The 11,630-nt window shown below is 48.1% G+C and carries 13 protein-coding genes; 5 read left to right on the plus strand and 8 right to left on the minus strand.

Annotated elements, in window-relative coordinates:
* Both WBV27_RS08690 and WBV27_RS08695 read right to left on the minus strand, forming a co-directional pair.
* Window positions 1–1,288, minus strand: a 1,288-nt coding sequence (locus WBV27_RS08690) for a phthiocerol/phthiodiolone dimycocerosyl transferase family protein (protein ID WP_424201238.1), incomplete at its 3' end; no start/stop codon positions are given.
* A gap of 45 nt (window positions 1,289–1,333) precedes the next feature.
* The gene (locus WBV27_RS08695; protein WP_424201240.1) at window positions 1,334–2,254 is read right to left on the minus strand and encodes an alpha/beta hydrolase; all 921 of its coding nucleotides are present in this window, start codon (window positions 2,252–2,254) and stop codon (window positions 1,334–1,336) included.
* A gap of 268 nt (window positions 2,255–2,522) precedes the next feature.
* Here WBV27_RS08695 and WBV27_RS08700 point away from each other — a divergent pair, with 268 nt between their 5' ends.
* From WBV27_RS08700 to WBV27_RS08710, 3 genes are read left to right on the plus strand one after another with little or no spacing between them, the layout of a single operon-like run.
* A complete protein-coding gene (locus WBV27_RS08700; RefSeq protein WP_424201242.1) occupies window positions 2,523–2,726 on the plus strand; it encodes a PLDc N-terminal domain-containing protein in 204 nt (67 codons plus the stop codon).
* A complete protein-coding gene (locus WBV27_RS08705; RefSeq protein ID WP_424201261.1) occupies window positions 2,726–3,643 on the plus strand; it encodes an ATP-binding cassette domain-containing protein in 918 nt (305 codons plus the stop codon). Before WBV27_RS08700 ends, WBV27_RS08705 begins: the two co-directional genes overlap by 1 nt.
* Window positions 3,640–4,404, plus strand: coding sequence for an ABC transporter permease (locus tag WBV27_RS08710; RefSeq protein ID WP_424201244.1), 765 nt, complete (start codon window positions 3,640–3,642; stop codon window positions 4,402–4,404). Before WBV27_RS08705 ends, WBV27_RS08710 begins: the two co-directional genes overlap by 4 nt.
* Window positions 4,405–4,700: 296 nt before the next feature.
* On the opposite strand, the gene WBV27_RS08715 is transcribed toward WBV27_RS08710, so the two are convergent.
* Window positions 4,701–4,913 carry a hypothetical protein gene (locus tag WBV27_RS08715; RefSeq protein ID WP_086626957.1) on the minus strand — a complete coding sequence of 71 codons (213 nt, stop codon included), beginning with the start codon at window positions 4,911–4,913 and terminating at the stop codon, window positions 4,701–4,703.
* 268 nt (window positions 4,914–5,181) lie between these two features.
* Here WBV27_RS08715 and WBV27_RS08720 point away from each other — a divergent pair, with 268 nt between their 5' ends.
* On the plus strand, window positions 5,182–6,069 hold the full coding sequence (locus WBV27_RS08720) for a fructose bisphosphate aldolase (protein ID WP_424201247.1): 888 nt from the start codon (window positions 5,182–5,184) through the stop codon (window positions 6,067–6,069).
* Between the two features lie 69 nt (window positions 6,070–6,138).
* Here the strand turns inward: WBV27_RS08720 and WBV27_RS08725 are convergent, their stop codons facing one another.
* The 4 genes from WBV27_RS08725 to WBV27_RS08740 are packed head-to-tail and all read right to left on the minus strand — an operon-like array spanning window position 6,139 to window position 9,113.
* On the minus strand, window positions 6,139–6,798 hold the full coding sequence (locus tag WBV27_RS08725) for an amino acid ABC transporter permease (RefSeq protein ID WP_424201249.1): 660 nt from the start codon (window positions 6,796–6,798) through the stop codon (window positions 6,139–6,141).
* Window positions 6,795–7,517 carry an amino acid ABC transporter permease gene (locus WBV27_RS08730; protein ID WP_424201251.1) on the minus strand — a complete coding sequence of 241 codons (723 nt, stop codon included), beginning with the start codon at window positions 7,515–7,517 and terminating at the stop codon, window positions 6,795–6,797. Before WBV27_RS08730 ends, WBV27_RS08725 begins: the two co-directional genes overlap by 4 nt.
* A complete protein-coding gene (locus WBV27_RS08735; protein WP_424201253.1) occupies window positions 7,517–8,350 on the minus strand; it encodes a transporter substrate-binding domain-containing protein in 834 nt (277 codons plus the stop codon). The genes WBV27_RS08730 and WBV27_RS08735 overlap by 1 nt, the downstream gene beginning before the upstream one ends.
* Before the next feature lie 40 nt (window positions 8,351–8,390).
* Window positions 8,391–9,113, minus strand: coding sequence for an amino acid ABC transporter ATP-binding protein (locus WBV27_RS08740; protein ID WP_424201255.1), 723 nt, complete (start codon window positions 9,111–9,113; stop codon window positions 8,391–8,393).
* A gap of 469 nt (window positions 9,114–9,582) precedes the next feature.
* Here WBV27_RS08740 and WBV27_RS08745 point away from each other — a divergent pair, with 469 nt between their 5' ends.
* Entirely contained in the window at window positions 9,583–10,800 is a 1,218-nt protein-coding gene (locus WBV27_RS08745) for a haloacid dehalogenase-like hydrolase (RefSeq protein WP_424201257.1), read from the plus strand.
* Between the two features lie 51 nt (window positions 10,801–10,851).
* On the opposite strand, the gene WBV27_RS08750 is transcribed toward WBV27_RS08745, so the two are convergent.
* The gene (locus tag WBV27_RS08750; RefSeq protein ID WP_424201259.1) at window positions 10,852–11,262 is read right to left on the minus strand and encodes a zinc finger domain-containing protein; all 411 of its coding nucleotides are present in this window, start codon (window positions 11,260–11,262) and stop codon (window positions 10,852–10,854) included.
* Window positions 11,263–11,630: the final 368 nt, after the last annotated feature.

Below are 11,630 nucleotides of genomic sequence, written 5' to 3' on the forward strand. Positions count from 1 at the left end.
CGATCGTGGATTCGACAAAGGGCGAAGTGAAACTGACAGTCAGATGCTCCCCGTGACTGATGGCGCAAAATTGCGGGCGGACCGCCGAAGTATGGAAATACATTTTCTCGATGTAGCCGTCGATCGGGTCAGGAAATGCAACCTTGCCCAAATTGGAGATCGCAATCGTCAAATTCCGGTTGCTGACGTAATTTACCAGTTTCAGAACGAAGTCTTTGACCGGCCGGAAGACCATCCGCGTGAAGGGGCTGTACTCGAAAGCGATCAGCGTCCTCAGCTTGTCCTCCAGACTTTCCGGCGTAATCTGCTGCTGGAACTGCTCTTTCAGCGTGCGACCGATAGCGGCAATGTCATCCGCCTTTTCAGTTTCAGTTGTGGTATAGATCAGGCGGGTCGTGCTGAAAAAATTCCTGGCAGAATTGGACGGAAAGAACTGGCGTAAGTTGACCGGAACAGAAACGGCCATAGCCGATCCGGGTTTAAAATCGGGACTGGCCTTGCGCACAGCCAACATATACACTGCGGTCAGATACAAGGTCAAAGAAGTCTGTTGTTCACGGGCCAACGCAAGCACATCCTTGACCGGCATCTCCAGCTCGATGACATGCGGCCGGTTGTCCGGGGTCTTTTTGCCGCGGAACTGGTGCACGCGGAGCTTCTGCTTCGGCTCATTTTCCTCAGGCAAGGCGCTCTTTTGCGCATGGCCTTTCCCTGTCAATTGACTGACTTTCGCGACGGAACGGATGGCTGATTGCGCCGCATCCGTAAAGTTCTGTTTCTTGTCCTTGCGGAAATAGTGCGCAAAACTGTCTTCCAATTGGTGGTTCAAACGGTCGTGCGCTGCGGCATCCAGGCCGCCAAACGCCTCGGGATGCCGCAGCATGATGTAGGCCTTCAGCAGATCCTCGAAAAACCACAACGCCCCGGTTCCGTCAGAAAGGGCATGGAAGAGTTCCAAGTGGATCCGGTTTTGGTTATAGAAGACGCGGAACAACAGCTCTCTCCGGTCAAAATGATAGATCTGCGCGCAAGGCGGCAACACGTCGGCCGTAACTTTCGGCTTCAGGTCGCTTTCTTCCAGATAATACCAAAAAAATCCGCGCCTCAGCACACTGTGGTACAGCACATAATTCTCATAGACTTCATCGAGCGCCCGTTGCAGCAACAACGGATCCACGCTGTCGATCAATTCCGCGCTCATGCGAAAAACCTTTGTATCGGTATTCGTCATGGCCGCCAAAAATATATTGGAGGCATTATCCAAACGTACCCACTTTTTTCGGTTCACTGCTTCTCCCCCTTTCCTCTTGTTCCATAGAACCGCCATCTCGGCTTATGCATTCAGAAACGCATTGATGACTTCGTAGGCTTCCACAACCGATTCGGCCGTCTTCGGATAGGTGATGAAGCCATGGACGATGCCGTTCACGCGATGGACCTGCACCTTGTTGCCGGCTTTCTGCAATACTTCGGCGTAAGCTTCGCCTTCATCACGCAACGGATCGAATTCGGCCGTGATCACCAGGGTTTCCGGCTGATTCGACAGGTCTTCCGCCATCAAAGGCGCGACATACCCGTTCTTGCGCAGCTCGGGATCGGGCTGGTACAGCGCCATGTATTCTTCCATTTTTTTCGCAGTCAGTCCGTAATCATGCCCATTCGTGCGGATCGATTCAAACGGAGATGCTTCCGAATGATCCCAATAGGTGACAGGATACAGCAAAACCTGTTTTATTGGAGTCGCTTGGCCTCTATCGCGGAGCAGCAAAGAAACGGCAGCAGCCAAGTTTCCGCCCGCAGAATCACCGATCAGAATCAAATCTGTTTCATCCGACAGACCACTCATTTCCAGGTGTTTCAGCAATACTTCCGCCACCCGGTAACAATCGTAGAGCCCGGCCGGATACGGATGCTCAGGCGCCAGGCGGTAATCGACGGAATAGACGGTCCTGCCGGTCAGATCCGCCATATTGATGCAGGCATTCGTATAGGTTTCGATGTCACCGATGACCCACCCGCCGCCATGAAAAAACAGCAACGGTACTTTATGCAGGCGCTCTTTCGGATAGAAAACGCGTACGGGAATATCATGGGAACGGTCCTCCGAATAGATTTTGTGGTCCATGATGATATAGCCCTTTTTCGGCTTGGGAGCCAGTATATGCTGTACTTTGCGGACACGGGCATAATCTTCCTGCATGTTGATTTTTGGTGACGACATCAACTTAAGCATCAATTTAAAAAATGGATTCATCCTTCGGTCCTTCCTCTGACAGCGCTGGCTGTTCTGGTATCTTTGCTTCATTATATCACAGGAAAGCGCCAGTCCCATATAGCCGTGAACCTTTGTTAGGCCTCCATGCGTGATGGGTCTTCCCACTCTTCCGACTTGCAAATCCCACCGCCAGCGTTATACTTGTTATATAACGAACAAGAGGAGAATAATTGTGAAAAAGCAATTGGACACCTAAAATGGAGATATTAGAAAATAAACGAAAAAAAAAGAAAGAAGGCGAGCTTTTATGTTTGCAGAACTGCAGCCATACTTACCCATCCTGATCCCTTTGGTCGTGATCCAGATCATTCTGTTGATCACGGCCCTGCTCCACCTGAACAAGCATCCCCAAGTAAAAATGGGCAGCAAAAATCTTTGGATCTTCATCATCATATTCCTGAACATCGTCGGTCCGGTCCTGTATTTCCTGATTGGAAGGGGCGATGAGTGATGGACATCCTCACGATCGCCGGATTGGGGAAATCCTTTGGGAACCAAAGCGTTCTCGATGGCTTGTCCTTCTCCGTACCTGAAGGCTCAATCTACGGTTTCATCGGCAAAAACGGCTCCGGAAAGACGACGACAATGAAGATCGTTTTGGGCTTGCTGCAGGCGGATGCCGGCGAAATTTCTGTTTGCGGCGAAAAAGTGCGTTACGGCGACACCCGGACGAACCGGTTCATCGGCTATCTGCCGGATGTGCCCGAATTCTACGGTTTCATGACCGCAAAGGAATATCTGCGGCTGTGCGGCGACATCACAGGCATGCCATCCGCGCTCATCCAAACCAAATCCGAAGAGCTTTTGGAACTGGTCGGGCTGGCTGATGTTAAAAAACGCATCGGCACGTTTTCCCGCGGCATGAAGCAGCGCTTGGGGATTGCCCAGGCTTTGCTGAACGAACCGCGACTGCTGATCTGCGACGAACCGACTTCCGCATTGGATCCGATCGGCCGCAGGGAAATCCTCGATATCCTTCTGAAAGTGAAGGAACGGACAACGGTGCTCTTTTCGACGCATGTTCTGACCGATGTTGAAGCCATCTGCGATCGGGTGGGCATCCTTGACGGAGGAAAACTCGTCCTGACCGGATCGGTGTCAGAATTGAAAACCACGCACTCCAAACATTCCTGCACAGTCACCTTCCGGACCCCGGCGGATGCTGCTGTGTTCCAGGCCGATCCGCGGATCAACGCGCTGAAGTCCTCGTCGGATGCAAAAGATCCTTCCATCACCATCCCATCCGAGAACCCGGAACAGACCATGGCGCTGATCATCCGGATCCTTGGCGAGAGCGGACTGGTGCCGCTCCGCTTGGAAACGGCTGAACCCAAACTGGAAGATATCTTCCTGGAGGTGGTCCGATGAGAGCGTATCTTGCCTTCACAAAAAAAGAACTTACCGAATATACCCGCAACTTCAAACTGTTCTTGGCGATCGCCTTGTTTGCGTTGTTGGGCATCATGAATCCGTTGACGGCCAAATTTTTGCCCGATCTGTTGGGAAACTTCATGCCGGAAGGGATCACGATCCTGATTGCGGAACCGACGAACCTCGATTCCTGGATCCAATTCTTCAAGAACGGCACCCAGACCGGCCTGTTCATCATCGTCATCCTCTTGAGCGGCATGATGGCAAAGGAATATGAAAAAGGCACGCTCATCAATATGGTCACGAAAGGCCTACCGCGCCGGACGATCCTCTTTTCAAAATTCACAGGTGCCCTTCTGCTTTGGACCGTCAGCTATTGGCTCTGCTTTTTCATCACTTTGGGGTACACGCTTTATTACTTCCCCGAAGGCACGACCGAAAACTTGGCTCTGTCCATCATCAGCCTCTATCTGTTTGGCATCCTGCTGATTGCCATCCTGCTGCTCGGGGCTGTCCTGTTCAAAAATGCCTATGGGCCGCTGCTGTTCACGGGCGCCTTCCTGATGGTGCTGTTCTTGTGGAACCTGTTCCCGGAAGCGGCCGAGTGGAATCCGCTGGTGCTGGCCTCGCGCAACATGGACATGCTGCAAGGTACACTGCTGCTGGAGGAACTTCGGAATCCGCTGCTGACAACGGGACTGATGATCGGTTCAGCTCTTGTTGCGGCGGTGAAACTATTTAATAAGACTGCTTTGTGAACATCAAAAACGCGTCAGCAGCCGGGAAGGAGTTCTTCCTTCGGCTGATGGCGCGTTTTTTTGAGATTTTCGGTACCTCTTGTCGGCTGTTCCGCACCCGTTCTTTCCACATCAGCCGACGGTTACTCACTTCGTCAACTGTTCTGCGTTCGTTCTTTCAACAACAGCTGACGGTCGAGCTTTTCGTCGACTGCTCCGCATTTATTCTTCCCGCAACAGTCGACACCCCAAAATAAAAACGCAGGCCAAGTCTCATCCAACGAATGATCCCTGCCCTGCGCCGTTATATTTAATTATCAGATTTCGTACTCGACAGCCCGTCTGGCTTCGTCCTCGGTTGCTTCTTTGTACATTTTGCGGGTTTTCTTCTTGCCGACGCCTTCCACCCACCATTGCCAGAAATCGTCGTCCTTGTGATGAGAAATTCCGCCCATCAGGATGCCCCGTTTGTAGACATTTAGTTCCGTGTATTCCGCATTTGTTTTGTCCGATTTCAGCCAAAAAATCATCTGCACGCCTTCTTTCGTTCGATTTTGTTGATATGCTTTATAAGTGCTTGAAAAATCCCATAAAACAACTCTACTCCTAAATCAAAAAGGTTTCAACAAAAAATAATTTTCATGTCAATTTTGAAGCTTAATACCGTCAAAATGTACAGGGCATTTCACTCAGAAAAGCCTGGAATTAGTGCTATACTGACTTTAGAAATCCTCTTTCCGCGAAGAAACAGGATCGGATCCGGATTTCGGAAATCTGAAAATCAAAGGGGTTTGTATCATGAACAAAGAGCAATTCGATATCATGAAAAATCGCAAAGGTTTCATTGCAGCGTTGGACCAAAGCGGCGGCAGCACGCCCAAGGCACTGGCATTGTACGGTATTTCGGAAGATAGCTACAACGGCGAAGAAGAGATGTTCACGCTAGTCCATGAGATGCGCTCTCGCATCGTCACATCGCCGGCTTTCAGTTCGGAACACATCCTGGGCGCCATTTTATTTGAACAGACGATGGACCGCAAAGTCGATGGCCTCTATACGGCCGACTACCTCTGGGAAAAGAAACGCATCGTACCCTTCCTGAAAGTCGATAAAGGTCTTGATGCGGAAGCTGATGGCGTCCAGTTGATGAAACCGAATCCGGATCTGGACACCCTCCTTGCGCACGCAAACGAGCGCCACATCTTCGGCACCAAAATGCGTTCCGTAATCAAATCTGCCAATCGTGAAGGCATCAAAAAAGTCGTCGCCCAGCAATTCGAAGTCGGCAAGCAGATCATTGCTGCCGGACTGATCCCGATCATCGAACCGGAAGTCGACATCCATAGTGCAGACAAAGCTGAATCGGAAGCGATCCTCAAGGAAGAATTGTTGTTGGCGCTGGATGCGTTGAATCCGGACCAATTTGTGATGCTGAAAATTTCGATTCCTAGCGTCGCTGATTTTTATAAGGAACTTATCGCTCATCCGCAAGTCGTGCGGGTCGTGGCATTATCCGGCGGTTATTCGCGGGAAGAAGCCAACGAAAAATTGACTCACAATCCAGGCTTGATCGCCAGCTTCTCGCGGGCGTTGTCCGAAGGTCTGAGCGCCGGTCTGACCGATGATGAATTCCGGACCACCTTGGCCGAATCGATCCAATCCATCTACGATGCATCCATCGTTTGATGTCCACGCAAAAAGCCCCCGACTGCAGCGTTGTAACGCTGTAAGTCGGGGGCTTTTCATATTATATTGTTAAGCATGTTCTGCATTGCGCTTGTGCCAGCTTCTGACGACTGCCGAAAGCGTGAAGCAGATGATGAAGTATACCAAAGCCAGGAAGCCATAGACCAAAAACACTTCTGAAGTTTTCGTCACTTTACCAAGGATGACTTGTCCACTTCTTGTGAATTCCATGATCCCCAGACCGGCCAAGAAAGAAGTATCCTTGATGGTGGTGATCACTTGCGACAACAGCGAAGGGATAATTTTCTTGAAGGCTTGCGGCAGAACGATGTACCACAAAGACTGCATGAATGAAAACCCTTGGGAATGGGCAGCTTCAAATTGCCCTTTCGGTATCGAATTCAATCCACCGCGCACGATTTCGGCTACGACAGCCGATGTATACAGGAACAGGGCGAAAGACCCTTTCAAGGTGATCGTGCTGCCCGGTATCAAGAATGAACACGAAAGCATCCATAATAATAACGGTGTGTTCCGGAAGAGCTCGATGTAGGCACCGGCCAATTTTCCGAAAACTTTTTTATCATAATTACGCAACAGGCCCAATACCGTACCGAAGATGATCGAAAGGATGACGACGCCGACCGAAATCAGCAATGCCAGTTCCAATCCTTGCATCATGAACGACACATTCGATGGTGTGAAGACTGTTCTGATCGATTCCATCATTCCATCACCTCCGGAATATCCACGCCAACGTTGACGACAACCGAATCATTGTCTTTCAGTTTTTGCTCGTATTTCCGCGCAAATGTTGCAAGCGGGAAACAAAGCAGGAAGTAAAGCAAACCGGCAACTGCATACGCAGGACCGTAGTTCAGACTGTAGGAAGCATAAGAATCGGCTACATACATCAAGTCCGCTCCGGCGATGATCGCCAATACGGAAGTATTCTTGATCAAGTTGACGGCTTGATTGGTCAAAGGCGGCAAAATGATTTTGACCATCTGCGGCAAGATGACGTAACGCATTGTTTGGATATAGTTGAAGCCCTCTGAGTAAGCTGCCTCTTCTTGGCCTTTCGGAATAGCGAGGATACCTGCACGAACGACTTCGGCGATGTAGGCACCGTGATACAGCCCTACTCCGACTACCCCGATCGTGAATTCACTCAACACCAAGCCTGCCATGGCAAGCCCGTTGTACATGAAGAAGATTTGGATGACCAACGGAATATTCTGAAACATTTCCACGTATATTCTGGCAACAGCACGTGGCAATCGGCCTTTTGCCGTGGACATGGTTCCCACGACAACCCCGATGACCAAAGCCAGAATTAACGCCAACACAGCGACTTGGAGCGTCCGGATAAATCCGGCTCCAATGTCGCTGCTGTTTTCAAGAAGGCTTTCCCAACGCCAGAGAGCGAATGGATTGGTACTTCTCATTATTCTCCCAAGCCCCACTCAGTAATCATCGCATCAAGGGTGCCGTCTTCTCCCCATGCAGTGATTAAGTCATTAACAGATGTTGCCAATTCTGTATTTGATTTCTTGATCGCAACACCATAATCTTGTGTAGCGAAGCGGTCTTTCAGGATTTGAGTTGAATCATCCAAGTAGCCAGCCAAGATGGATCTGTCCACGCTGAATGCATCCACGCGGCCGGAATCCAAAGCAGCTTTGATTTCTGGATAAGTAGCGTATTCTGAGTAGCTCAAAGAGATACCGTATTGTTCAGCTTCGGCATTGATCGCGTCAGCAGTTGTTGAACTTTGGGCAACCCCGATTGTAGCGCCGTCCATGTCAGCCAAGCCTTTGTAACCTTTGTCTTTCTTAACCAACAGGCCGACTGCATCCACGTAATAAGCATCAGAGAAGTTATATGTTTCTTTACGTTCTTCTGTAACTGTGAACGTTGCGATGACCATATCGACTTCGCCGTTATCCAATAATGGACCACGCGTTTTTGCAGTTACTGGAACCAATTCGATCGCTTCTGCATCACCTAAGATTTCTTCAGCGATTTTTTTGGCGATGTCGATTTCAAAACCTTCGATTTCGTTTGTTTCAGTGTTTCTCAAACCGAAGTTCGGTACATCTTCTTTAACGCCGACTTTCAATACGCCTGCTTCTTTGATTGTTTCAGCGGTAACTTGACCGGAAGCATCCGTTGCAGAACCAGCCGCAGAATCTGCTGTATCCGTAGCATCGCTGCCACACGCACCCAAGAACAATGCAGCTGATAAACATAATGAAACCCATAGATTTTTCTTTTTCATACCCAATTCCTCCTATAATATTGTATTCCGAAAAGTTCGGTTATCTTAAAATTTTACCCAAGAACGCTTTTGTCCGCTCATGTGTCGGATTATCGAAGAAGTGCTCCGGAGTGCCTTCCTCTACGATCATGCCGTCAGCCATAAAGATGACCCGATCGGCAACCTGTCTCGCAAAGCCCATTTCATGAGTCACGACAACCATCGTGATGTTCATGCTGGAAAGTTTGATCATGACATCCAATACTTCCTGAACCGTCTCAGGATCCAATGCTGAAGTAGGTTCATCGAAAAGAATGATTTTTCGCTGTGAGCAGAGCGCTCTCGCGATTGCCACCCTTTGTTGTTGCCCGCCTGAAAGCGTTGAAGGATAAACATTCGCCTTTTCGCGCAAGCCAACGATATCCAAATATTCGTAAGCCATTTCTTCCGCTTCTTTTTTGGATTTGCCTTGCAGCTTCATAGGGCCGATTGTCAGGTTCCCTAACACTGTCATATGTGGATATAGATTAAATTGTTGAAAAACCATTGCAGAGGAATGGCGCACAATATCCAACTTATTTTTAGCTGTGACTTCTGTGCCATCTATAAAAACTTTTCCGTCTGTAGGTTCTTCGAGAAAATTCATACAACGCACCGTTGTACTCTTACCGGAACCTGAAGGACCGATAATGACCACTTTTTCCCCTTCGGCAACTTCCAGGTTGATATCCTTCAACACATGGTTGGCGCCGAAATACTTATTTACGTGCTCTAACTTAATCAATTTTGCCTCAACCCCTTTTGTGCTCGTCATCATACTACTATTATTTCAAGAGCATGGATTGGATCCTTATCAAGAAAGGACCGCTTCTTATTATTATACCATTAATCAAAATTATAATGAAAGCATGATTAAAAATCAATTAAATTCTTCCGCGAAAATGTCAGACTTTCTCACACGCATTCCCGATATATTTACCCAATCCTTAAAAACAACCGATTTTATGCCTATTTTATGAGAAATCCTTCCACAGAAATTGCTTTCATAAAGACAAATCCGCGTAAATGAAACTTATTAAGAAAAATTTCTTAATTAACAATAAATTGTCTGACAAACAATTTATTGTTAATTCTCATTTCATTTCGAGGTTGTGGACTGGATCAGCTGAAATGGGCACATTTAATTGTATCTTCCCATCCTTTTTTGTTAAAATGATTTAGTATGAAAATTCCATGATAAAGGGGTACTTACTTTGCCAGAAAAACATAATAAAATTCTTTCTTCCAAAAACTGGGCACCGCATACGCACCAAGCGCTGAATGCTGTCATCGCTGCCTACGGGAACCAAAACAGCTCATTCGACCCAGCTGACCCTCCTTATGTTGTATTTGATTTCGACAATACTTCCGCCATCATGGATATAGAGGATACTTTGATGCTTTACATGTTGCTGCATTTGGATTATCGTTTGACACCCGATCAGTTCCACGCGATTTTGACGGATGGACTCGAAAATGTCGGAGCAACAGAGGACACGCTCCTTGATAAGACCAATCAGCTTGCTACTATCGGCAATATCGCTGATGATATCAAATCGGCCTACGCTTGGTTGTATAAGCAATATGAAGGTTTTATGCAAGGCGGTACCCTTTCGTTGGAAGAAGCTAAAAAATCTTCTTACTATGAAGAATTCGCTGCAAAAATCCGTCTGTTCTACACGGTCATCAACGGCGACTTCAAAAGAAAAGCCGGCTATCCTTGGATGACGTATCTTTTCGCACAACGGACAAGCGAAGATTTGCGTCAACTGGCTTACCAATCCATCTCTTATTGGTTGCAGTACGGCAAATTCGAACGCGTGACCTTGACGAGTCCGGCTGAATTACCGAGCAAAGCAGGCGTCATCGTGTCGCATTACGATACTGGCTTGGCGTTCCCTACCGAATTGAAGGAACTTTATCACGTCCTGAAGGCGAACGGCATCATCGTCTATGTCATTTCGGCTTCACCTGTGGATGTCGTCCAAGTCGCCGCAACGCATCCGGACTTCGGTTACGGGTTGGACAACGAGCACGTCATCGGCATGTATTACAACAAAGATGAAAACAGCCTGATCCAACCGTGCATGGAACCCGGCAAAAACATCACCAAAGGCCCCGGCAAAACAGCCGTCATCACGGAACAACTGATGCCGAAGCACAACGAAAAACAGCCGCTGATGCTCTTCGGGGACAGCACCGGCGACTACGATATGATGGTGGAACTGCAGGAAGCCAAACTCTGCGTCCTCTTCAACCGCTACATGAACGATGACACCCAAAAATTGGCGCGCGAAGCCTTCCGCACAATCGAGGACGCAAACCCGCGTGTCGTTCTGCAGGGACGCGACGAAAACAAAGGCAGCCTGCGCCCTTCCGAAAAGACCATCCTTTTGGGTACCCAAGAAGAAGTACTGATCCACGAAGCGTAAACAAAAGAAGCCTCCGCTCAATTTTATTAATTGGCGGGGCTTCTTTTTTGTTTATAGAATGATGCGGGATTCGAATTTTTGATGGCAGGTCGGGCATTTCACTGTCTTTTTGCCGCGTTTGACGGGCAAACGCAAAGTCGTCCTGCAGTTAGGGCACTTGCGGAAACGGGCAACCTTGATTTCCTTGAATCTTCTAAAAAACAACTTCAGCTTTTTCTGGTTCGGTTGCCACCACTTGAGGAATTTGCGGTTTTCCTCAGCGCGTTTATAGATTTTTTTCGAATAGACCCGGAACAGAGCCCAAAAAATCAAAATCTGCGCTACGAAAACCAAAACACCAAAATTTATCGTTGCACCCAAGAAATACAGCACCATCCCCGAAATGATCAACGCATTGTAAAGCTGATCTGCGCCGTATCTCCCGCGCATAAAATTCATTATTTTTCTTTTCAATTTTTCCAATTGGCTATCCCCTTAGTTCTTCGTTTGCCTGTTCCTAGAACCGAAAAAACGCTTCAGTAACAAGCACTATTGTTCCATTATAGCACAGCACTTGGTTCTAAAAGGTTAAGAATAACCGAATATGGACAGATGATATACGTTAATATGCGTTGGATTCTGTCGCAGCTAGCAGGAGTGACAGTCCAAAAAAAGATCATCTATGTCCGATCGGTCTATTTACACATTTCTTTCCGCAATTCCGAACTTGGGGGGCTGTGATACAATTGAAGGAACTATTACAAATGAACGGAGGTGTATCATGGGTATACGCGACTTTTTCAAAAAAAGGCCTAAAAAAAAGGCTCGGCCTGTTGCCGACGCTTCAGAAG

Source organism: Trichococcus sp., assembly GCF_049589555.1.
Classification (GTDB): Bacteria; Bacillota; Bacilli; order Lactobacillales; family Aerococcaceae; genus Trichococcus.